The 20,498-nt window shown below is 71.3% G+C and carries 22 protein-coding genes; 10 read left to right on the top strand and 12 right to left on the bottom strand.

The genetic code is table 11. The features are described from left to right. Nucleotide 1: 1 nt before the first annotated feature. Entirely contained in the window at nt 2-643 is a 642-nt protein-coding gene (locus tag ACWEN0_RS11225; protein ID WP_451971735.1) for a TMEM175 family protein, read from the bottom strand. 68 nt (nt 644-711) lie between these two features. On the opposite strand from ACWEN0_RS11225, the gene ACWEN0_RS11220 reads away from it, so the two are divergent. Further along, nucleotides 712-2,268 carry a class-II fumarase/aspartase family protein gene (locus tag ACWEN0_RS11220; RefSeq protein ID WP_451971732.1) on the top strand — a complete coding sequence of 519 codons (1,557 nt, stop codon included), beginning with the start codon at nt 712-714 and terminating at the stop codon, nt 2,266-2,268. Between the two features lie 136 nt (nt 2,269-2,404). After that, nucleotides 2,405-3,391 carry an SCO0930 family lipoprotein gene (locus tag ACWEN0_RS11215; protein ID WP_451971729.1) on the top strand — a complete coding sequence of 329 codons (987 nt, stop codon included), beginning with the start codon at nt 2,405-2,407 and terminating at the stop codon, nt 3,389-3,391. 15 nt (nt 3,392-3,406) lie between these two features. Here ACWEN0_RS11215 and ACWEN0_RS11210 read toward each other — a convergent pair whose 3' ends face one another. From ACWEN0_RS11210 to ACWEN0_RS11200, 3 genes are all read right to left on the bottom strand, one after another. Further along, complete coding sequence (locus ACWEN0_RS11210) at nt 3,407-4,042, bottom strand: DUF4383 domain-containing protein (RefSeq protein ID WP_451971726.1); 636 nt, start codon at nt 4,040-4,042, stop codon at nt 3,407-3,409. 311 nt (nt 4,043-4,353) lie between these two features. Then, nucleotides 4,354-5,562: an alpha/beta hydrolase gene (locus ACWEN0_RS11205; RefSeq protein WP_451971723.1), complete on the bottom strand. Its 1,209-nt coding sequence runs from the start codon at nt 5,560-5,562 to the stop codon at nt 4,354-4,356. A gap of 146 nt (nt 5,563-5,708) precedes the next feature. Continuing rightward, on the bottom strand, nt 5,709-6,671 hold the full coding sequence (locus ACWEN0_RS11200; RefSeq protein ID WP_451971720.1) for an alpha/beta hydrolase: 963 nt from the start codon (nt 6,669-6,671) through the stop codon (nt 5,709-5,711). Between the two features lie 150 nt (nt 6,672-6,821). Between ACWEN0_RS11200 and ACWEN0_RS11195 the strand changes: the two genes are divergently transcribed. Continuing rightward, nucleotides 6,822-7,271: a MarR family winged helix-turn-helix transcriptional regulator gene (locus ACWEN0_RS11195; RefSeq protein WP_451971717.1), complete on the top strand. Its 450-nt coding sequence runs from the start codon at nt 6,822-6,824 to the stop codon at nt 7,269-7,271. Further along, complete coding sequence (locus tag ACWEN0_RS11190) at nt 7,268-8,110, top strand: SAM-dependent methyltransferase (RefSeq protein ID WP_451971714.1); 843 nt, start codon at nt 7,268-7,270, stop codon at nt 8,108-8,110. Before ACWEN0_RS11195 ends, ACWEN0_RS11190 begins: the two co-directional genes overlap by 4 nt. 30 nt (nt 8,111-8,140) lie before the next feature. Here ACWEN0_RS11190 and ACWEN0_RS11185 read toward each other — a convergent pair whose 3' ends face one another. After that, nucleotides 8,141-9,079 carry a patatin-like phospholipase family protein gene (locus ACWEN0_RS11185; RefSeq protein ID WP_451971712.1) on the bottom strand — a complete coding sequence of 313 codons (939 nt, stop codon included), beginning with the start codon at nt 9,077-9,079 and terminating at the stop codon, nt 8,141-8,143. A gap of 103 nt (nt 9,080-9,182) precedes the next feature. On the opposite strand from ACWEN0_RS11185, the gene ACWEN0_RS11180 reads away from it, so the two are divergent. The 3 genes from ACWEN0_RS11180 to ACWEN0_RS11170 all read left to right on the top strand — a co-directional run bounded on the left by ACWEN0_RS11180 (nt 9,183) and on the right by ACWEN0_RS11170 (nt 12,803). Continuing rightward, complete coding sequence (locus ACWEN0_RS11180; RefSeq protein ID WP_451971709.1) at nt 9,183-9,725, top strand: PadR family transcriptional regulator; 543 nt, start codon at nt 9,183-9,185, stop codon at nt 9,723-9,725. Further along, the gene (locus ACWEN0_RS11175; protein WP_451971707.1) at nt 9,725-11,737 is read left to right on the top strand and encodes an FAD-dependent oxidoreductase; all 2,013 of its coding nucleotides are present in this window, start codon (nt 9,725-9,727) and stop codon (nt 11,735-11,737) included. Before ACWEN0_RS11180 ends, ACWEN0_RS11175 begins: the two co-directional genes overlap by 1 nt. 88 nt (nt 11,738-11,825) lie before the next feature. Next, nucleotides 11,826-12,803 carry a prephenate dehydrogenase gene (locus tag ACWEN0_RS11170; protein ID WP_451971705.1) on the top strand — a complete coding sequence of 326 codons (978 nt, stop codon included), beginning with the start codon at nt 11,826-11,828 and terminating at the stop codon, nt 12,801-12,803. Here ACWEN0_RS11170 and ACWEN0_RS11165 read toward each other — a convergent pair whose 3' ends face one another. Next, nucleotides 12,804-13,013, bottom strand: a complete 210-nt coding sequence (locus tag ACWEN0_RS11165) for an antitoxin (protein WP_451971702.1) — start codon at nt 13,011-13,013, stop codon at nt 12,804-12,806. Between the two features lie 24 nt (nt 13,014-13,037). Then, complete coding sequence (locus tag ACWEN0_RS11160) at nt 13,038-15,005, bottom strand: FUSC family protein (protein ID WP_451971699.1); 1,968 nt, start codon at nt 15,003-15,005, stop codon at nt 13,038-13,040. Nucleotides 15,006-15,073: 68 nt separating this feature from the next. Between ACWEN0_RS11160 and ACWEN0_RS11155 the strand changes: the two genes are divergently transcribed. Then, complete coding sequence (locus tag ACWEN0_RS11155; protein ID WP_451971696.1) at nt 15,074-15,511, top strand: SRPBCC family protein; 438 nt, start codon at nt 15,074-15,076, stop codon at nt 15,509-15,511. Nucleotides 15,512-15,631: 120 nt separating this feature from the next. Beyond that, nucleotides 15,632-16,378 (top strand): polysaccharide deacetylase family protein, encoded by a 747-nt coding sequence (locus ACWEN0_RS11150; RefSeq protein ID WP_451972019.1) that lies wholly within the window; start codon nt 15,632-15,634, stop codon nt 16,376-16,378. On the opposite strand, the gene ACWEN0_RS11145 is transcribed toward ACWEN0_RS11150, so the two are convergent. The 4 genes from ACWEN0_RS11145 to ACWEN0_RS11130 form a co-directional block, all read right to left on the bottom strand. Continuing rightward, nucleotides 16,375-16,848, bottom strand: coding sequence for a carboxypeptidase regulatory-like domain-containing protein (locus ACWEN0_RS11145; RefSeq protein ID WP_451971693.1), 474 nt, complete (start codon nt 16,846-16,848; stop codon nt 16,375-16,377). The genes ACWEN0_RS11150 and ACWEN0_RS11145 overlap by 4 nt on opposite strands. After that, nucleotides 16,845-17,450 carry an RNA polymerase sigma factor gene (locus ACWEN0_RS11140; RefSeq protein ID WP_086863115.1) on the bottom strand — a complete coding sequence of 202 codons (606 nt, stop codon included), beginning with the start codon at nt 17,448-17,450 and terminating at the stop codon, nt 16,845-16,847. The genes ACWEN0_RS11145 and ACWEN0_RS11140 overlap by 4 nt, the downstream gene beginning before the upstream one ends. A 422-nt stretch (nt 17,451-17,872) precedes the next feature. Then, complete coding sequence (locus ACWEN0_RS11135; protein ID WP_451971690.1) at nt 17,873-18,538, bottom strand: SGNH/GDSL hydrolase family protein; 666 nt, start codon at nt 18,536-18,538, stop codon at nt 17,873-17,875. Beyond that, complete coding sequence (locus ACWEN0_RS11130; protein ID WP_451971687.1) at nt 18,532-19,110, bottom strand: TetR/AcrR family transcriptional regulator; 579 nt, start codon at nt 19,108-19,110, stop codon at nt 18,532-18,534. Before ACWEN0_RS11130 ends, ACWEN0_RS11135 begins: the two co-directional genes overlap by 7 nt. 86 nt (nt 19,111-19,196) lie before the next feature. On the opposite strand from ACWEN0_RS11130, the gene ACWEN0_RS11125 reads away from it, so the two are divergent. Then, complete coding sequence (locus ACWEN0_RS11125) at nt 19,197-19,937, top strand: SDR family oxidoreductase (protein WP_451971685.1); 741 nt, start codon at nt 19,197-19,199, stop codon at nt 19,935-19,937. On the opposite strand, the gene ACWEN0_RS11120 is transcribed toward ACWEN0_RS11125, so the two are convergent. Further along, a complete protein-coding gene (locus tag ACWEN0_RS11120) occupies nt 19,934-20,422 on the bottom strand; it encodes a GbsR/MarR family transcriptional regulator (RefSeq protein ID WP_451971682.1) in 489 nt (162 codons plus the stop codon). The two genes, ACWEN0_RS11125 and ACWEN0_RS11120, sit on opposite strands and share 4 nt — an antisense overlap. Between the last annotated feature and the right edge of the window lie 76 nt (nt 20,423-20,498).

Below are 20,498 nucleotides of genomic sequence, written 5' to 3'. Positions count from 1 at the left end.
CTCAGGCTCGCGCCGCCCGGCGGCGCAGCCGGAAGAGGAGGTTGCCCACGACCGGGATGACGATCCAGCACGCGTAGGCCCACTGCGTCACGAACGCGACCGGGATCGAGGCGGCGAAGGCGACGACCATCGTGCCGACCCCGCGGTAGAACTCGCCGAAGAGCTCCGGCGGGGTGTCCGCGCGGTAGAGGCGGTGGCGCTGGATCTGCCGGACCATCACGAGGAACAGGACGAGCGCGACGACCTGCACGAGCGCGTACAGGACGAAGCGGAACTCGAACCCGCCGTCCTCCGCGATCACCTTCGTGGCGAAGGGCATCAGCACCATCATCAGCAGCCAGCCGAAGGTGAGGTGCAGGAGCCCGCCGCCGACCGTGGTGACGTGGTGGAACAGGCGGTGGTGGGCGCGCCAGTGCCCGCCGATGACGACGAAGCTGATCAGGAAGGAGATGTATTCGGACTGATGGGTGCCGAGTGAGCGCAGCAGTTCGGCGCTGGTCGCGCCCTCCGGCAGCGGCAGCTCGAGCGCGAGCAGGGTGATCGCGATGGCGACGACGGCGTCCGAGAAGAAGGTGAGCCGCTCGGCGGCCATCCCCCGGACCTCGGAGTCGACGGTGTCTTCGTCGGACGTGACGCTGCTCATGGCGGATGAGCGTGCCAGACCCGGCTGTGTGACGGCTGCCGAGCCCGGGCGCGTGCGATGCTGGCGCCATGACCGTCGACCCCGATTCCGGACTTCTGTCCCCGGTCCGGGCCGGTACGCCGGCCGAAGCGTCGACCGGCGACGAGGCCTGGCTGCGCGCCATGCTGGACGCCGAGGCCGCGCTCGCCCGAGCGCAGGCGCGGCTCGGGACGGTGCCGTCCGAGGCCGCGGAGGCGATCACGCGGGCCGCGGGCAGTGCTCGGATCGACGTCGTCGAGCTGGCGCGCGGGTCGCGGGCGACCGCGAACCCGGTCGTCGGACTGGTCAAGGCGCTGACGTCGGCCGTCGGCGCGGACGCGCCCGAAGCTGCCGAGTACGTGCACCGCGGCTCGACGAGCCAGGACATCTTCGACACGGCGATGATGCTGGTCGCCGACCGGACGCTCCGGCTGCTCGTGGCCGACCTCGACGCGACGGCCGAGGCGCTCGCCGGGCTGGCGCGCGAGCACCGGGACACGACGATGGCCGGCCGGACGCTGACGGCGCACGCGGTGCCGACGACGTTCGGGCTGAAGGCCGCGGGCTGGCGGCAGCTGGTGCTGGACGCGGCCGTCCGGGTCCGGCGCGTGCTCGACGGCGGCCTGCCGGTCTCACTGGGCGGCGCGGCGGGGACGCTGGCGGCGTACCTGGAGTACGCCCGCCTGGCCGAGGGCACGGCGGAGGGCATGGCAGAGGGGCAAGCGGGACGGGGTGGGGAGGGGGGCGGGGGCGGGGGCGGGGGCCCGGAAGGCGGCCCCGGCCCGGAGACGTCGCCGGGCAGCTCACGGGCGGGCCAGGCCGACCCGGCGCCGGCTGGCTTGGCGGGCGTCGACGACACCTATGCCGAACGGCTCGTCGCCGCGTTCGCCGAGGAGACCGGGCTGGCTGCGCCGGTGCTGCCGTGGCATTCGGTGCGGACGCCGGTCGTCGACCTCGCGGGGGCGCTTGCCTTCACCGCGGGTGCGCTGGGGAAGCTGGCCGTCGACGTCGAGACTCTCACGCGGACCGAGCTCGGCGAGGTCTCCGAACCCACCGCCGGCGGGCGGGGCGGCTCGTCGGCGATGCCGCACAAGCGGAACCCGGTGCTCGCGACGCTGATCCGCTCGGCGGCGCTGCAGGTGCCGGTGCTGGCCGCGGGCGTCACGCAGTCGATGCTGACCGAGGACGAACGCTCGGCCGGTGTCTGGCACGCCGAGTGGCAGCTCGTCCGCGAGTGCCTCCGGCTGACGGGCGGTGCCGCGCACACCGCCGTCGAGCTGGCGCGGGGGCTCACCGTGCAGCCGGCGCGGATGCGGGCGAACGTGGCGTCGACGCACGGGCTGATCGTGTCCGAACGGCTGTCCGCCGTGCTCGCTCCGCTGCTCGGCAAGGCGAAGGCCAAGGAACTGCTGGGCGAGGCGTCGCGGCGGGCCGTGGCCGAGGACCGGCCGTTGCGGGAGGTGCTCGACGAGCTGCCCGCGATCACCGAGGTCCTCACCCCGGCGGCGCTGGACGGCCTCCTCGACCCGGCCGCCTACACCGGCGCGGCGGGCACGCTGGTCGACCGCGCGCTCGGCGAGCCGACGCGCGGCGACGCCGGGGACTGAGCCGGCGCACCGGGCTCGACCTGGGGTGATCCGCGGCGGAAAAAACTTTGAACCGCCTCCCGCGGGGGTCCGTGTAGTGGGTATCAGCAGCCGCACCGAGCGGCGGGAAACCCCAACGGACACAAGGAGAACTTCCATGCTTCGCACGCGCATCGCCGTCTCCGTCGCCGCTGCGGCAGCCGGGCTGGCAGTGCTCACCGCTTGCTCGGGTGCCGAAACTGCTCAGCCGGTCATCGCCCCCGCGGCTGCCGGTGGCACCGGTGGTGGCCAGATCGCCAACGGGCAGGTCGGCAACGCCGCCCCCGCGTCGAACGAGTCGAAACTCGTCGTCGCGGACGTGGCGAACGTCGGGCAGGTGATCACCGACCAGAACGGCATGACCCTCTACCGGTTCGACAAGGACACAGCCAAGCCGCCGAAGTCCAATTGCGACGGTGACTGCGCCAAGGCCTGGCCACCGGTGCTCGCCACCGGCGACGTCCAGGTGCAGGGGGTCGACAAGAACATCGTCGGGAAGGTGACACGCTCCGACGGGACCGAACAGATCACCGTCGGCGGGTGGGCGCTCTACCGCTACGCCAAGGACACCAAGCCCGGCGAGGCGACCGGCCAAGGTGTCGGCGGTGCCTGGTACGCCGCCAACGCCAAGGGCGGCAAGGCCGGGCAGGCCGGCGCCGAAGCGGGTGTCGTCAAGCTGAGCGCCAGCAACATCGACGGCCTCGGCGAGGCGATCGTCGACCAGAACGGCATGACGCTCTACCTCTTCACGAAGGACACCAAGAAGGCCAAGACGTCCTCCTGCAACGGCGACTGCGCCAAGACCTGGCCGCCGGTGCTCTCCAACGGCAAGGTCGAGCTGCAGGGCATCGACTCGAAGCTGCTCGGCAGCATCAAGCGCACGGACGGCACCGAGCAGGTCACCATCGGCGGCTGGCCGGTCTACACCTTCTCGAAGGACCTGAAGCCGGGCGACGCGAACGGCATGGGCGTCAACGGCACCTGGTTCGTCATCGAGCCCAACGGCTGCAAGGTCGGCACCACTCCCAGCTCCACCGCCAACCAGGCTCCGGCCAGCAGTGGCGCTGGGAGCAGCAACTCCGGCGCCGGTGGCACCACCTACTGAGCCACCACGAACTTCCTAGTGGGCGAGGCCCGGCGGACGCTCTTCGCGAGCGACCTCCGGGCCTCGTTCCGCGTCACGACGCAGGAACGGGCGACGGCGACGCGGCTCGTCGGCCGGGATGACGTCGGTGCGCTCGGCGTCCGCGACGCGGTCCGTGCGCTCCTCGGCGACCGTCGGCTCGTCGACGACCTCGTCCTCGGGGACGAGGATGGTGCGGCGGGCCGGCAGCACGGCGATCAGCAGGCCGAGGGCGGCGACGCCGAGGTGCAGCCAGGTGTCGGCGCGGCCGAGGTCCATCGGGTTGCCGTAGTTGGCGAACGGGTTGCTCGAGATGAGGCCGTCGATCATCAGGCCCCACACGAACAGCGCGCCGTAGAAGATGAACAGCAGCCAGCCGAACGCCCGGGCGCGGCCCGAGCCGAACGCCAGCAGCAGGCCGACGACGCCGGTCACGACGCGGACCAGGCTCATGAGCGGGTTCCCGGAGAACCGCCAGAACCCGGCGTCGTGGTGGCCGGCGAAGTTCCCGATGCCGGTCCTGGTGAACCCGATGATGCCGACGACGAGGAACGCGATCCCGGCCAACCCGGCCAGCACCTGCGCCGGCTGCAGGCCGCGAACCCGGATGCGTGCGCCATTCGCGTGAGTCATGACTCCAGTCCTTCCCAGCGGGTGGTGACGATCGTCACCGCACACAGGTACCCCGCGGACACAGTCCGCGAAACGACGGCGCTTGCCCGCCGGGCCCCGCGGCATTGCGTGGTCGGGGGCCGGTTCGAGAGCCGTTCACAAATTCGCCCGTTCCGGGGTACGGAGGCAATCCGGGTCATGCGCAAGCTGAGGCGCGTCTCACTGGGTGCGCGTGGCCGTCACGATCGGTCACGGCGTGACCCGCTGGTGACAACGATGTCGGATTCTCCGCGTGCCCAGGGCGACGTCAGCGCGGCGAGGTGACCGCTTCGCTACTGGTCTGTGTCGGCCAAGGCTCCGTGGGCGCCGGACTTCGGCAACGGCCACGGCAGCACCCCGCCGGTGGTCTCGATCTGGCGACCCGCCGCGACCGGGGCCGAGGTGTGGGCGCCTATCCAGGTCAGGACGTCCGGGATCTGGGACTTGAACGTATTCATGTTGTGCCCGGCGTCCGGGATGCGCCACGACGAAAACTGCACCGGCGGGCGGGCGGCCAGGCGGATCTGGTCGATGGCGAAGCTTTCGTAGTTCTCCTTGTCGCCCGAGACGGCCAGGATGTCCAGCGGGGCGGGGTGGAGGCGGACGTTCAGCCGGACGTTGTTGGCGTCGTTGATGTCCTGGCGGCCGTGGAACAGGTCCTCCGTCTCGCCGTCCACCTGGGCCTTGTCGTAGCCGCTGACGCTGACCGCCTGGCCGTACCACTGGGGGTGGCGGGTCACCAGGTTCATCGCGCAGTAGCCGCCCGAGGACCAGCCCGCGACCGTCCACGCGCGGCGGCTCGAGGAGACGCCCAGCTTCTGCAGCGCCCAATCGCGCAGGTCCGCGGTCAGGTACGTGTCGTTGGCCGTTCCGTTGACCTCGTCGACGCATTCCGTGTCGTGGCCGACCTTCGGGACGCCCGTCGGGTCCGGGACGATCACCACCGTCGGGGGCAGGACCTTCTTCGCGATCGCCGCGTCGAGCTGTTGCGGCATGCCGTAGCCGCTGGTGAAGACCTCAGGGCCGGACGGGTAGTTCGGGATCCACTCGATCGCCGGGAACCGGAGTTCCTTGTACGCCGCGTCGAAGTACTGCGGGGGCAGGTAGACCGCGAGGTCGCGGGTCATCTTGGTGCGCCGGCCCGTCACCTTCATGTGGACGACCGTGCCCTTGCCTTCGCGGGCGTGCGCGATGCCCGTGTCGCGCAGCTTCTCGAGGTCTTCGCCGTTCTGCGCCGCCTCCGCGTCGGTGCCCTGGCCGGAGTAGACGCCGGTGCCGAGCAGCGAGCCGAGCGTCGGGAAGAAACCGCCGATCATGTTGCCCGCCATGCCGGTGGTCACGACCAGGAGGACGACCGCGAGCAGGATCGTGGCGCTGCGCCACAACCGCTTGCGCTTCCAGCGGTCCCAGAAGAACGGCACCGCGATGATCGCGAGCAGCGTCAGCACGATCACGATGATCATGTTGACCGGCGAGTCCAGCCTGATGCTGCTCAGGTGCATGGGTTCGGTCCTTCCGGGCGGCGGGAAATGCGCGCCCGGATCGATCGGGAGTCGCGTATATATCACGTTTGAGCAGGTGGCCACGTTGCGGCCCTGTGAGTTGCGTCATAGGGCCGCAACGGGTCACCGGCTCAGCGTTTTCTCAGTTATTTCCCCAAAGCGCGGGTCAGCACGGTGATGGCCTGGGTGATCGCCGCCTCAGCGGCGTGGGTCTCGCGGAGCGCGTTCACCATCACGAAGTCGTGGATGATCCCCTGGTACCGGACGGCCGTGACGGGCACGCCGGCCTGACGCAGCTTCGCCGCGTACGCCTCGCCTTCGTCGCGAAGCACGTCCGCCTCGCCGGTGATCACGAGGGCCGGCGGGAGCCCCGCGAGCTCGTCGAGCGACGCGCGCAGCGGCGACGCCGTGATCTCGGCGCGCTGGGCCTCGTCCGTCGTGTACTGGTCCCAGAACCACTTCATGCCTTCGCGGCCGAGGAAGTAGCCCTCGGCGAACTTCAGGTACGACTCGGTGTCGAAGTTCGCGTCGGTCACCGGGTAGAAGAGCACCTGCTGCTTGAAGGTGACGTCGCCGCGCTGCTTGGCCAGGATGGTCAGCGCCGCGGTCATGTTCCCGCCGACGGAGTCGCCCGCGATCGCGATGCGCGAGGTGTCCAGGCCGTGCGAGGCTCCTTCCGAAGCAACCCACTTCGCGACGGCGTAGCTCTGCTCGATCGCGACCGGGTAGCGCGCCTCGGGCGAGCGGTCGTACTCGGGGAAGACGACGGCCGCGCCGACGCCGGCCGCCAGTTCGCGCACCAGCCGCTCGTGGGTGTGGAAGTCGCCGAACACCCAGCCGGCGCCGTGGATGTAGAGGATCACCGGGAGGGGGCCTTCGACGCCGGCCGGGCGGACGATGCGGGTCTCGACCTCGCCGGTCGGGCCGCCGGGGACCGTCAGCACCTCGATGTCGGCGGCGGCCATGGCGACTTCGCCGTCCTGCACGCCGTCGACGGCCTTGCGGCCTTCCTCGGGCGGCAGCTGGAACAGGTACGGCGGCTGGTCCGTGGCCTCGGCGAACGCCTGCGCGGCCGGCTCCAGGGCGAGGTTGTGCGGGTTGGCGGTCATGTCGTCCTCCTCGGTTCGAGCTGATGCCAACAACGTAGCTCTCAACTGAGTTGCGCACAACTGAATGACGCCCAATGAGATGCAGGGCACTTAAGTTGCCGCGCCCCGTCATCTCGGGGATCATGGAGAGTTACGAGAGAGGAGGGCGCCATGGCATCGCTGCGGCTGGACGACCAGCTCTGCTTCGGGCTGTACTCGGCGTCGCGCGCCGTGACGTCGCTGTACCGGGTCGTCCTCGACGACCTCGACCTGACCTACCCGCAGTACCTGGTCATGCTGGCTCTCTGGGAGCGGGACCACCGCCTGGTGAAGGAACTCGGTGCCGAGCTGAACCTCGACTCGGGCACGCTTTCGCCGCTGCTCAAGCGGCTGCAGACCGCGGGACTGGTGGTCCGGAACCGGCAGGCCGACGACGAGCGCTCGGTCCGCGTCAGCCTGAGCGACGCCGGGAAGGCCCTGCGCGAGAAGGCGGAGGGCATCCCGGACGTGATCGGGACGGCGATGAGCCTCGACGACGCGGGGGTGGCCCGGCTGCGCGCCGAGCTGGATCGCCTGACAGAGTCGGTGAACGCCTACCGGGAGGCACTGGCACCGGCATGATCAACCACGACGACGCGCTCAAGGCCGTCGAGAGCAGTCTCGACCGGCCGTCCGCCGCGCGGATCTACGACTACTTCATCGGCGGCAACACGCACTACGCGATCGACCGCGACTTCGCCGAAAAGGTCCGCGCCCGGCTGCCGCTGATGGGCGACTACTGCCTGACGAGCCGGCAGTTCCTCGGCCGCGCGATCCGCCAGTGCGTGCGCGAAGGCATCCGGCAGTTCGTGGACATCGGGTCGGGGCTGCCGACCGCGGGCAACGTGCACGAGGTCGCCGACGAAGAGCGCGAAGAACTCGACACGCGCGTGCTCTACATCGACAACGAACCGATCGCGCTCGCGCATTCGACGCTGCTGCTCGCCGACACCGCCGATCCCGAGCGCCACCACGCGATCGCCGGGGACTTCTTCGAGCCGGAAGAGCTGTGGGACCGGGTGACCGCGTCCGGGATCAGCGACGCGGGCGAGCCGATCGCCCTGGTGATCAACGCCGTCATGCACTTCATCAAGGACGAGCAGAACCCCGACGAGCTGCTGGAGTTCTACCGCGACCGGCTGCCGTCCGGCTCGCTGCTGGTGCTGTCGCAGATGACCAACGAGAACCCGGTCAACGAAGACGAGCGGCAGGCCCTGATCGACCTGCTCGAGTACTACGAGACCACGACGAACCCCGGGTTCCTGCGGCCGATGGCCGAGTTCGAGCGGTTCTTCGGCGGCTGGCCGATGCTCGAACCCGGGCTCGTGTACGCGCCCGCGTGGCACCCGGACGAGCGGACGGTGTTCGCCGCCGCGCCGTCGGAGTCCCGCGTGATCGGCGGGGTCGCGCGCAAGCCCTGATCACCCCCGGGTCGACTGGCCTGGCTGCGGTCAGGAAGCCTCGCGCAGCCCGTCCAGGACGTCCAGGACCGCGCTCTTGCCGAGGTCGACGGCCTTGCGCAGGACGTCCGGGTCGCGTTCGAGCACCTGGACGTCCGGGGAGCCCACGGGCGGGCGGACGCTGAGGATGCGCGGGTCGGACGCCAGGGTGCGTTCGTCCTCGACGTCGCGGCGGTAGGTGTCGCGCCAGGCCGGGATCGCGCCGGGTGCCTGGCGGCGCAGGAAGCGCGGGACGACGACGTCGTACGCCCGCGGTGGCGGCAGGGGCAGTTCGTCGGCGCGGCGGGTGCGCAGGACGAGGACGTCGGTCGCGCCTTGGGCCAGCGCCGTGCGGTACGGGATCGGTTCGGCGACGCCCGCGTCGACGAACCGGCGGCCGGCCATCGGGATCGGCGGCCCGGCCAGCACCGGCATGCACGACGACGCGGCGAGCGCGACCTTGATCGCGTCGACGTCGTCGAGAAAGGGGTGCAGGTCGGTTGACTCCCCCGTGTCCGCGTCGGTGGCGAGCGGGTGGAACGTGACCGGGTTGGCCAGGATCGCCGGGAAGTCCATCGGCTCCAGCACCGAATACACCTGGTGGACGAGGTATTCGAGGTCGATGACGGCGCGGCCGCGCAGGGTGTGCAGCGGGTTGATGATGCGGCGCATGACGACCGGGTTCCACCAGGTGCGGACGCCGGTGGACGAGCGGCCGCAGAGCAGCCAGGCGCCGTTCAGCGCGCCGGCCGACGAGCCGTAGACGGCGTCGAACGCGGGCGTGACGCCCAGTTCGTCCAGGGCCAGGACCATGCCGCTCGAGTAGGTGCCGCGGCTGCTGCCGCCTTCGATGGCGAGCGCCAGGCGCCTGCCGTCGGTGCGTTCTCCCGGGACACTGCCCGCCGCCAACCGTTCGGAGATCAGTTCGAGTACCGGGTGCACCCTTTCCATCCTCGTCGTTTCGCGCGTCCAGTCGACCCGATTTATCCCCCTAGGGGGGTGAAGTGATGCGCGCCTCGTTGCACTGCAACTCGTTGCATAGGACCCTCGGACCATGGCACTGGAGCACGCGATCCTCGTCTCGCTGTCCGAGCGCGCCGGCTCGGGCTACGAGCTGACGCGCCGGTTCGAGAAGTCGATCGGGCTCTTCTGGAGCGCCTCCCACCAGCAGATCTACCGCGTGCTGAAGCGGATGGAAGAGGCCGGCTGGGTGGCCGTCGACGTCGTCGCGCAGTCGGGACGGCCGGACAAGAAGGTCTACACGGTCAGCGACACCGGACGCGCCGAGCTGGTCCGCTGGCTCGCCGAGCCGGACCCGTCGGCCGGGCCGGTCGAACTCGCCGTGAAGATCCGCGGCGCCACCTTCGGCGACCCCGGCGCGGTCGCCGCGGAGATCGTCCGGCACCGGGCCGCGCACGCCGAACGCCTCGACGTCTACCGCCAGATCGAAAAGCGCGACTTCCCCGCGCCCGCGCATCTCCACGGCCAGCACCTGCACCAGTACCTGGTCCTGCGCGGCGGCATCCGCGTCGAAGAGGGCCAGGTCGAGTGGTTCGACGAAGTCCTCGCCGCCCTCCACCACCCCAAGGACGCCTGATGACCCCGTACCCGAACTTGCTGTCGCCGCTCGACCTCGGCTTCACGACGCTGCGCAACCGCGTGCTCATGGGCTCGATGCACACCGGCCTGGAGGACAAGGCCGCGCACTTCCCCGAGCTGGCCGAGTACTACGCCGAACGCGCTCGCGGCGGCGTCGGCCTGATCGTCACCGGCGGCTTCGCGCCGAACAAGACCGGGTGGCTGCTGCCGCTCGCGTCCAAGCTGACGACGTCGGCCGAAGCGAAGCAGCACCGGCAGCTCACCGCGCCGGTGCACGAGGCCGGCGGCAAGATCGCGCTGCAGGTCCTGCACGCGGGCCGGTACGCCTACCACCCGCTGAGCGTGTCCGCGTCGAGCATCAAGGCGCCGATCAACCCGTTCCGGCCGCGCGCGCTGACCGGTCACGGCGTCCGCAAGCAGATCGACGCCTTCGCGAGCTGTGCCGCTCTCGCGCGCGAAGCGGGCTACGACGGCGTCGAGATCATGGGCTCCGAGGGCTACCTGATCAACCAGTTCCTGGCCGAGCGCACCAACAAGCGCACCGACGCCTGGGGTGGCACGCCGGAGAAGCGCCGCCGGTTCGCCCTCGAGATCGTCAAGCGCACCAGGGAAAAGGTCGGCGACGACTTCATCATCGTCTACCGGCTCTCCATGCTCGACCTCGTGCCGGGCGGGCAGCGCTGGGAGGACGTCGTCGCGCTCGCGAAGGAGGTCGAAGCCGCCGGGGCGACGATCATCAACACCGGCATCGGCTGGCACGAGGCCCGGGTGCCGACGATCGTCACCTCGGTGCCGCGCGGGGCGTTCACCTGGGTGACCGGGAAGCTCAAGCCGCACGTGGGCATCCCGGTCGTCACCTCGAACCGGATCAACATGCCGCAGGTCGCCGAGGAAGCCTTGAGCAGCGGCGACGCCGACCTCGTGTCCATGGCGCGGCCGTTCCTCGCCGACCCCGAGTGGATCCGCAAGGCCGAGACCGGCCGCGAGGACGAGATCAACACCTGCATTGCCTGCAACCAGGCCTGCCTCGACCACGCCTTCAAGCGCAAGCTCGTGTCCTGCATGGTGAATCCGCGCGCGGGCCACGAAACCAAGCTGACGCTCGCGCCGACGCGGCGGTCGAAGCACGTCGCCGTCGTCGGCGCCGGGCCCGCCGGGCTGGCGGCCGCGACCGCGCTGGCCGAACGCGGGCACAGCGTCGAGCTGTTCGAAGCCGACGACGAGATCGGCGGCCAGTTCGGCATCGCGCGGAAGATCCCCGGCAAGGAGGAGTTCGCCGAGACGATCCGCTACTACCAGCGTCGCCTCGAAGTCACCGGCGTGAAGCTGCACCTGGGCAAGCGCGTGAAGGCCGCGGACCTGACCGGCTTCGACGAGGTCGTCGTGGCGACCGGCGTCGCGCCGCGCGTGCCGTCGCTGCCCGGGATCGACCACCCCAAGGTGCTGTCCTACGTCGACGTCGTGCGGCACGGGAAGCCGGTCGGCGAGCGGGTCGCGGTGATCGGCGCCGGCGGCATCGGCGTCGACGTCTCCGAGTTCCTGACGCACACCGGCTCGCCCGCGCTCGACCTCGACGCGTGGATGGCGGAATGGGGTGTCACCGACCCGGAACAGGCGGCGGGCGGGCTCGCGACGCCGAAGCCCGAGCCGTCGCCGCGGCAGGTGTACCTGCTGCAGCGCAAGAAGACCGGGATCGGTTCCGGGCTCGGCAAGACGTCCGGCTGGGTGCACCGCGCCGCGCTCAAGGCGAAACGCGTCGAGCAGATCCCGGGTGTCACGTACGAGCGGATCGACGACGCCGGCCTGCACCTCACCGTGGACGGCGCGCCGCGGCTGCTCGAAGTCGACACGATCGTCGTCTGCGCCGGTCAGGAGCCCGTGCGGGACCTCGCCGACGAACTGCGCGCTGCCGGGACGCCGGTGCACCTCATCGGCGGTGCCGACGTCGCCGCGGAACTCGACGCGAAACGCGCAATCGACCAGGGAACGAGGCTCGCCGCATCGCTGTAGCCCGGGAAGCGTCCGGCACACCTTTTTTGGGGGGCTCCGGGTGGCGGAGCCCCCGGCTCGGGGCGGAGCCCCGGTTGTTACTGGCAGGATGGGCGCCGTGCGAGACGTATGCGTGATCGGGCTCGGGCTGATCGGCGGTTCGCTGCTGCGCGCGGCGGCCTCGACCGGCCGCACGGCGTGGGGTGCCGCGGTTTCCGAGGTGGACGCGGACGCGGCGAGCAGAGCGGGGTTCGACGTCACGACCGACGTCGAGGCCGCGCTGCACCGGGCCGCCGCCGAGGACGCGATGGTCGTGCTGGCCGTGCCGCTCCCGGCGGTCGAGGATGTGCTGCGCCTGGTCGCCCAGCACGCGTCGCACTGCCTGCTCACCGACGTCACCAGCGTGAAGGCGCCGGTCCTGGACGCCGTGCGCCGTCGCGTGCCCTACACGCGCTTCGTCGGCGGGCACCCGATGGCCGGGACGTCGAACTCCGGCTGGCTGGCCGGGGACGCCGCGTTGTTCCAGGGCGCGGCCTGGGTCGTCGCGGTCGAGGAGGACACCGACCTCGAGACCTGGGCCGAGGTCGCCAGGCTGGTGCTGGACCTCGGGGCGCACGTCGTCCCGCTGCCGGCCGAGTCGCACGACGAAGCCGTCGCCCGGATTTCGCACCTGCCGCACCTGTTCGCGGCGATCCTGGCCACGATCGGCGCCGAGGGCGGGCCGCTGGCGATGTCGCTGGCCGCCGGCTCCTACCGCGACGGCACGCGCGTCGCGGGGTCGAGCCCGCACCTCGTCCGCGCGATGACCGAAGGCAACCGGGACGCGCTGCTGCCGATCGTCGACGAGGCCCTCGGCCGGCTCGGCGCCGCCCGGGGTTCGCTCGCGTCGACCGGCGGGCTCGCGGCCACGATCAACGCGGGCTACGAGGGCGCGCAGGCGCTGGCCGCCAGCCTGGACGTCGAGCGCGCGGGCGTCCGGATCAGCCTTTCGGCGCCGGACGCCCGGCAGGGCCTCATCGCGCTCGGCGAACGCGGTGGCCGGATCACCGGCCTCTCGGACGGGATCGCGACCGGCGAAGTGCAGTAGCTACTGGGCCGGGGGCGTGTCCGGCTTGTCGTCGAACTTGTCGAGGAAACTCTTGGCCTTCTCGATGCCGCTGTCGATCTGCTCGTCGTGGCCGGCGAACTTCGACTTGGCGAAGTCACCGGCCTTGTCGAGGCCTTCCTCGATCTTGTCGCCGTGCTCACGCAGGGCCTCTTCGGCCTTGCCCTTCAACGCATCGAAGTCGATTCCCATGACGGCAATTGAACAGCACGGACGTCACGTGCGCCTGTGGTAGGGCAGGAACCGCCTGACCAGCCGGAGCGGGGTGCGTTCCACCAGGTCGGGGCCGCGGACGGCGTCGAACGCCGACTCCAGCTGGTCGACCACCCCGGACAGCTGCGGGCTGTCGGGCAGCGGCACCGACCGCGGCTCGCGCTGCTCGCGGATCGCCGACGCCAGCTCGTCGAGGGCCGCGGTGAGCAGCTCGACGTCGCCGGGGTCCGGCGGTGCCACGCCCCGCCCGATGGTCACGCCGACCTCGGTGACGGCGTCCGCGACGCGTTCCTGCGCGGCGATGACCGGCCACCACGCCACCGCCTGGCGGCCGTTCGCGGACGGCTCGACGACCACCTGCTGGAACGCCGTCCGCAGGTCGGCCAGCGCCCGGTAGGCACCGCGGCGCGCCCGCGACCGCGCGAGCCGCGCGTCCCCTTCGGACGCCTGGACCAGCGCGGACGAGACGTACCTCGCGACCGCGTCCAGGCCGTCGGCCAGCCGCCCGCCGACCTGGGGACGGCGGCTGCCCGGCCAGAGCAGGTACCCGAAGACGAGCACGATCACGCAGCCCAGGACGGTGTCGACCAGCCGCGCCACCACGACGTTCCAGCTGCCGGTGTGCGCCAGGTCCATCTGCAGGATGATCAACGGCGTCACGAACGCGCTGAGGATGCCGTAGTTGCGCACCTTCCCGACCGCGACCCCGCCGGCGAAGATCGCGATCAGCGCGACGAGCAGCCAGCCGTGCCCGTCGACGCCGAGGATGATCGCGCCCACCCCGACACCGACGACCGTGCCGATCCCGCGCAGCACCGCGCGGCCGAAGACCGAGCCGAAGTCGGGCTTGAGCACGATCCCGACTGTCAGGGTGATCCAGTAGGACCGCTCGAACGGCACCAGCAGGCCGACGACCTCGGCGATCGCGACGCACAGGGTCAAGCGCAGCGCGGCGATCCAGGTCAGCGGGCCGGAGGCGAGCGAGCCGGCCCAGGTCCGCAGGCGCCGGTGCCACGGCGTCGGCTCGCGGCGCTTCCGGTCGTCGCCCTTGCCGATCCGGACCAGGCCCGCGTAGAGGGCGGCGAGCACCGGGTCGCTTTCGTCTTCGGGTGCCGGCGGCGGTTCCGGCAGCGGCTGGCTGGCCAGCACCGTCGCGGACAAGGCGACGAAGTGGTCGATGACCTCCGGCGGCGTGCGGCGCCCGGCGTTGACCATCGCGACCGACGCCTCGACCGCGGGCGTCGTCGCGGAGAGCAGGTTGAGCAGCTGGCGGTAGGCGGCGTCGCGGCCGGACAGCCACGAACGCGCGGTCAGCAGCTGGTCGTAGGCGGTGTTCATGGCCGTGGTCAGCCGGTGGCGGGCCACCCGCGAGACGGCTTCGTCGGTCGCCGAGAGCATCGCGGCCAGCTCGACGTAGACGTGCGCGACGGCGGTGCGTTCGGGGCTGGTCGCCCGGAACGTCCAGCTGACCAGCGCCACCAGGAGGCTCCAGACGGCACCGAGGCAGAAGTGGCCGAGCAGGATCTCGACGCGGACGCCGGTCGCGTGCTGGCCGGTGCCGAGGACGGCGAACACGAACATCTGCAGCCCGGCGACCGAGGCGTTGCTGCCCGCCGCGCTGATCAGCGCGGACACGGCGGCGACCAGGATCACCGCGGGCACGGACAGCGCGGGCGTGCCGCCGGTGACGAGCCCGACGACGTAGCCGGCCGTCGCCGCGAGGGTCGCGCCGCCCAGGCGCCGCGCGCGGTAGCGGTAGGGCCCGGCCGACTCGGACAGCACGGCGGGCAGGGCGCCGGTCGAGACGAGCGCGCCGACGGCGATGTCGCCCGCCGCGTACCCCACCGCGAGCGGCACGGCCAGGGCGATGACCGCGCGGGCGACCATGTTCCAGGGCACCGGGACCGGCTTGCTGCGCAGGAGCTGGGTCAGCCAGTGCGGCGCGGCGAGGTCGGGACGCGGCGTGCTCACGCCCCCATCTTGACCTACGCTGCCCGAGACGATTAATTATCAACCTGTCAACAACGTGGGAGGTTCCGGTGGGCCGCAAGTACTCCTTCGAGGTCAACCGCACGAGCAGTGCGCCACCGGAGGCGTTGTTCGAGCGCGAAGCCGACGGGCCGCGCTGGGCGGAGTGGGGAAAGCCACTCATCGTGCAGGCCCGCTGGAAGCGTCCGGGACCCGGCGTCGGCGCCGTCCGCGAGGTCGGCCTCTGGCCGGTGCTCATCCGCGAGGAGACGGTCGAGTACGAGCCCGGCCGCAAGCACGTCTACACGTTCTTCGGCGCCAACCCGATCAAGGACTACCGCGCCGAGGTGCTCCTGACGCCCACCGCCGACGGCGGCACGCACCTGCGCTGGACCGGGTCGTTCACCGAGCCGGTCAAGGGCAGCGGCCCGATCCTCGCAGCCGGACTCGAACGGGTGATCAAGCTCTTCTCCGGCAAGCTGGTCAAGGCGGCGGAAACAGGACGCTGACCTGGGTGGTCCCGGCCACATAAGATCAGGCGACGCAACTTCACCCCACCCTCCGACGTCACTCGTTCGGGTAGTCTTTACTACGCGAAAGGGGGACGCGGGATGAAGCGCGTCGCAGCCGTGGTCGTCGCCGCGGCATTGGCACTGACCGCCTGTTCGACGAGCGGGCCGACCCCAAGGGGTTCCGGCACCAGCGAGCCCAACCCGGCCCCGGGCGGCGGCCCCGGGGGCACGGTGTCGGCGCCGTACCCGTTCGGCACGGTCCAGCAGAAGGCACCCGCGGTGGCGAACGGCGAGGTCCCGGTCGTCAAGCGGATCGCGACCGACAAGCCGTACGTCTTCCTGACCATGGACGACGGCGCGGTGAAGGACCCCGACGCGCTGAAGCTGATGCAGCAGAACGGGACGCACCCGGTGCTGTTCCTGAACGAGAAGTACGTGAAGGGCCACGAGGCCTACTTCAAGCAGATCCTCGACGCCACCGGCGCGACGCTCGGCGACCACACGGTCGACCACCCGAACCTCAAGGGCAAGCCGTTCGAGTTCCAGCGCAAGGAGATCTGCGACGACGCCGACGACTTCCAGAAGAGCCTCGGCGTGCGGCCGTCGCTGTTCCGGCCGCCGTTCGGCATCTACGACCAGAACACCCAGCGCGCGGCGGCCGCGTGCGGCATGCGCGTCGCGGTGCTGTGGACGGCCGCGGTCAACGACGGGCACGTCCAGTTCCAGGCCGGCGACAAGCTCAAGCCCGGTGACATCGTGCTGATGCACTTCCGGAAGACCTTCAAAGAGGACTACACGGCGTTCGTCGAGCAGGCCAAGAAAGACGGGCTGACTCCCGTCCCCCTGGCCGACTTCCTGGGTTAAAGCACGACGGTCGGCGTCACGACCGTCCGGCGGCACGAGACGTCGCCGAGGTGCACGAGGATCTGCGTCGTCCCGCGCGGCACGTTGTCCAGCACGAACCGGCCGCCTTCGTCGGCGGTCGTGGACGACGTGCCGTGCTCGGCGACCCGGACCTCGACGCCGTACTGCCCCGCCGGCACCAGCCAGCCGTCGATGCGGTGCAGCTTGCCCATCTTGGTCAGGTTGATCATCACGGTCAGGTCGCTGACGGTGAAGGTGATCGTGCCGGTGCCGCCGCCGCGCACGCCGGCGAGGGTGTCCAGCCGCTCCCAGCGCGCGACCTCGACGTCGAGGTCTTCGAGCGCGAGCGCGAACTGGACCCGCTGCACCAGGTCGTCCGGTGGCGGGTCCAGTTCGTCGAGGAAGCGGCCGACGTCGGCCAGGATCAGTTCGTCGGAAAAGGCCTCGCCCGGCGTTCCGAGGTCGTTCATCGGCTTCCCCCTTCACTGGCGAGGAGATCGCGCATCTGGTCGAGGCAGCGCCCCCTGGTCGGTCCGACGCTGCCGCGTGGCATGCGCAGCGCCTCGGCGACGAGCTGGTACTCCGCCCGGCCCGCGAGCACGGTCAGCCGGAGCAGTTCCTGACAGCGGTGGGGCAGCCGGACGAAGGCGCGCCAGACCCGGCGGTCGCGGTCGGCGCGGACGGCTTCGTCTTCGGGTGCCGGTTGGGTGCTCGGCATGGCTTCGGCGACTTCGTCGCTCAGCGGCACGGGCTGGATGCGGCGGCCGAACGGGTGGGTGGCCTCGCGCCGGGTCGTCGTGATGAGCCAGGCGGCGAGGGCCTTGGGGTCGCGGAGCTTGCCGAGCTGGCTGAAGAGGGCGAGCCACACGGTCTGGACGACGTCCTCGGCGACCGAACGGTCGAGGCCGTTGGCCCGGGCGACGTGCCAGACGAGCGGGGTCAGCTCGGCGACGAGGCGGTCCATCGCCCGGCGGTCACCGTCCCGGGCGGCCTGCATGCACGCGGCGTGCAGCTCGGCGCCGGTCAAGCCCTCCCAAGGCGGGTCAACCTCTGTGGTTTGCACGTCGGTCACGGTATCTGCCCCTCTTCGGAAAAGTCTTCGAGTCGGCATCGGCAGTATCGCGGGTCCTTCGGGGGGAAGGAGCGTGCAGGTGGATCTCGGATACATCAGTCAACTTACTTGGTCGGTCGCGCTTCCGGTCAATGACGACTGGGGGAGGCACCGGCCGACGCGGGCGGGTGAACCCGCGCCGACCGATACTCCCCTCCCTCAAGGGCCCGCTCCCCAACGGGCCCCGCCGGATGTCCCCTCCCCCGAAAGGCACCCGGCCGACGGTGTCCGGTAGCCCCCTCGGCTCCCGGTCACCGCGCATTTCCGAACCCGGCACCCCCTGCCGTGTTCCTCTCTCCGTGCGTGGCTGCTCCACAGGACGCAGTGGCGGGAGGGCCAGATACACGAACGGCGAACTTTTTTTGAAGATCGACGCAGTGCCGCTAAGCGATCACGGGGAGTGCCAGGTTGTGCGCCCAGCGGGCGTATCCGGCGGGTCCGGGGTGGAAGTTGTCGCTCGCGAACGCCGTGGGGTCGAGCAGGGCGGGGTCCATCGGGACGTGCCGGACGCCGGGGACGCGGGCCAGCGCCGCGGCCGCCTCGTCGAGCGCGGCCGAACGCGCGGAAAGGACGTCCCGCAGCGGCCGCGGCAGGGCCGGGAACCGCGCCATCGGCGGCACCCCGGCCAGGACGACGTCGACCGGGCCGAGCCGCCGTCGCAGCTCGACGACCAGGCTCAGCAGGTCACGGCGGTAGCCCGCGGCCGTCCGGAGTTCGATGGTGTCGTTGACGCCGAGGGCGATCACCACCAGGTCGGCCGGGTGGACCAGCGGGACCAGTTCGTCGCGGACGGTCCTCGCGTTGGCGCCGGTCCGGCCGACCGCCTGCCAGCGCACGGCCCGGCCGCCGCGGGCCAGCTCGCGGGCGAGGCAGCCGGTGAGCGCTTCCTCGTGGGTGGCGGCGCCGACGCCGTCCACCGTGGACTCGCCGAGCACGGCCAGGCGCAACGGCTCGCCGCTCCCCGGCACGAGCCCTTCGGCCGGGCCCGCCGCACCGGGCAGCCGCGGGGTCTTCCGCTTGACGTACAGGGCTTGCGCGAGGATCACCATGTTCTCGAAGCTAGCGGTGCGCGAAGGCCGTCGACGACGACCGCGACGACCTTGGCCGCCCGGGCGTCCCACTCCGCCTCGGGGATCCGGGACAACGCGCCGAGCAGCAGGATGACGTCGGCGGCGTCGACCTCTTCGCGCACCTCACCGGCGGCTTTGCCGCGCTCGAGCACCGACTCGAGGGCGTCGTCGAGCCGGTGGTGCTGGTCCGCGTACAGGTCCTGCCAGGCCGACGCCTCGATCGCCGCCATGACCCCGCGTTTCACCCGCGCGTACTCGACCAGCCGCGCCAGCCAGTGGGTCAGGGCCACCAGCGGTGCGTGCTCGGCCAGCAGCGGGGCCACGGCGTCGACGAGCTGGGTGAGCTCGCTGCGGTACACCTCCGCCAGCAGGTGCTCGCGGGTCGGGAAGTGCCGGTAGAGCGTGCCCTGCCCGACGCCGGCCGCCTTGGCGACCGCGTGGAGCTTCAGCTCGGCGGCCGCGCCGTTGGACCGGCTCAGCTCGGCCCGCGCGGCCTCGACGATCCGGTCGCGGTTGGCGACCGCGTCCGACCGGCGCTCACGACCCGTCACAACACCTCCCGACAGCGAAGTGGACAACTGTCCGGTACGTTCGGAGGCGTAACCGGACAACTGTCAGCTTAGTGGAGGAGACCGCGATGAGCGGAGTGGACGGCAAGGTCGTCGCCATCACCGGCGCGAGCAGCGGCATCGGCGCGGCGACCGCGGAAGAACTCGCGGCCCGGGGTGCGGCGGTCGTGCTGGGCGCACGGCGGACCGATCGGCTCGACGCACTGGCCGAGCGGATCCGGGCCGGCGGCGGCCGGGCGGAGGTGCGGACCGTCGACGTCACGAAGCGCGCCGACCTCGAGCGGCTGGTGAGCCTCGCGGTGGACCGCTTCGGCCGCCTCGACGTCCTGGTCGCCAACGCCGGCGTCGCGCGGATCGCCCCGGTCGGCGACCTCGACGTCGACGACTGGGACGCGATGATCGACGTCAACCTGCGCGGCGTGCTGAACGGCATCGCCGCCGCGCTGCCGGTGTTCCGCCGCCAGGGCCGCGGGCACTTCGTCACAACGGTGTCGACGTCGGGGTTGAAGATCGTGCCGGAGCAGGCCGTCTACGCGGGCACGAAGAACGCCGTGCGCACGCTGCTGGAGGCCCTGCGCCAGGAGTCGACCGACGGGGTCGTCCGCACGACGTCCGTCTCGCCCGGGTACGTCCGCACCGAGCTCCTCGACCACATCGAGGAGCCCGGGCAGCGCGACCAGGCCCAGCAGGCCATGGCGGCGCTGGGCATCGGCCCCGACGCCGTGGCGCGGGCGATCGCGTTCGCCGTCGAGCAGCCCGACGACGTCGAAATCGGCGACCTCACCATCCGGCCCGCCCGGCAGGGTTAGGCGTTCTTCTCGTCGCGGAGCTTGTGCCAGCGCTCGTACATGCCGTTGAGCTCCACGAGCATGAACGACAGGAAGTCCCGCATCTCGGCGAGCCGCTGCCCGGCGGGCGTGTCCTCGCCGAGGGCGTCCATGCCGTTCTCGGCCGCGTCGCGCCACATGGTGATCATGCGGTCGCGCTTGAGGAACGTGGCGTACCAGAGGTCGTCGTAGAGGCGGTAGTGGTCGCGGCGCTCGCCGGGTTCGCGCTCCTTGGCGACCAGGCCGATCTGCTCGAGGAAGCGCACGGCGCCGGAGATGGCCGCCGGGCTGACCGACAGCTGCGAGGCGAGGTCGGCCGCGGTCAGCCGGCCTTCGTCGGTGGTCATCAGCGCGGCGAACACCCGCGCGGCCATGCGTTGCATCCCGATCTGCGAGAGCACGAGCGCGAGGCTCTCGACGTACCGGCGGACGGCGTCCTCATCCCGCTTCGTGCCAGGCGTCGTCATCCGGTCATCCTCTCGTACCACCCCACCAAGATCACTCCATCTAGACATTTTCTTAACTTCACAACTTTGTGAAACC

The sequence above is a fragment of the Amycolatopsis sp. NPDC004378 genome (genome assembly GCF_053602455.1).
The sequence above is the reverse complement of the archived record's forward strand: the minus strand, read 5'-3'. Positions and strand labels throughout refer to the sequence as shown.

Coding starts and splice junctions, on each gene's coding strand:
- ACWEN0_RS11145 (WP_451971693.1), bottom strand. CDS start 16,848: ATGAACGACCTCGGAACGCCGGGCGAGGCCTTTTCCGACGAACTGATC.
- ACWEN0_RS11190 (WP_451971714.1), top strand. CDS start 7,268: ATGATCAACCACGACGACGCGCTCAAGGCCGTCGAGAGCAGTCTCGAC.
- ACWEN0_RS11215 (WP_451971729.1), top strand. CDS start 2,405: ATGCTTCGCACGCGCATCGCCGTCTCCGTCGCCGCTGCGGCAGCCGGG.
- ACWEN0_RS11210 (WP_451971726.1), bottom strand. CDS start 4,042: ATGACTCACGCGAATGGCGCACGCATCCGGGTTCGCGGCCTGCAGCCG.
- ACWEN0_RS11125 (WP_451971685.1), top strand. CDS start 19,197: ATGAGCGGAGTGGACGGCAAGGTCGTCGCCATCACCGGCGCGAGCAGC.
- ACWEN0_RS11185 (WP_451971712.1), bottom strand. CDS start 9,079: ATGGAAAGGGTGCACCCGGTACTCGAACTGATCTCCGAACGGTTGGCG.
- ACWEN0_RS11225 (WP_451971735.1), bottom strand. CDS start 643: ATGAGCAGCGTCACGTCCGACGAAGACACCGTCGACTCCGAGGTCCGG.
- ACWEN0_RS11165 (WP_451971702.1), bottom strand. CDS start 13,013: ATGGGAATCGACTTCGATGCGTTGAAGGGCAAGGCCGAAGAGGCCCTG.
- ACWEN0_RS11220 (WP_451971732.1), top strand. CDS start 712: ATGACCGTCGACCCCGATTCCGGACTTCTGTCCCCGGTCCGGGCCGGT.
- ACWEN0_RS11180 (WP_451971709.1), top strand. CDS start 9,183: ATGGCACTGGAGCACGCGATCCTCGTCTCGCTGTCCGAGCGCGCCGGC.
- ACWEN0_RS11205 (WP_451971723.1), bottom strand. CDS start 5,562: ATGCACCTGAGCAGCATCAGGCTGGACTCGCCGGTCAACATGATCATC.
- ACWEN0_RS11120 (WP_451971682.1), bottom strand. CDS start 20,422: ATGACGACGCCTGGCACGAAGCGGGATGAGGACGCCGTCCGCCGGTAC.
- ACWEN0_RS11170 (WP_451971705.1), top strand. CDS start 11,826: ATGGGCGCCGTGCGAGACGTATGCGTGATCGGGCTCGGGCTGATCGGC.
- ACWEN0_RS11175 (WP_451971707.1), top strand. CDS start 9,725: ATGACCCCGTACCCGAACTTGCTGTCGCCGCTCGACCTCGGCTTCACG.
- ACWEN0_RS11200 (WP_451971720.1), bottom strand. CDS start 6,671: ATGACCGCCAACCCGCACAACCTCGCCCTGGAGCCGGCCGCGCAGGCG.
- ACWEN0_RS11195 (WP_451971717.1), top strand. CDS start 6,822: ATGGCATCGCTGCGGCTGGACGACCAGCTCTGCTTCGGGCTGTACTCG.
- ACWEN0_RS11135 (WP_451971690.1), bottom strand. CDS start 18,538: ATGGTGATCCTCGCGCAAGCCCTGTACGTCAAGCGGAAGACCCCGCGG.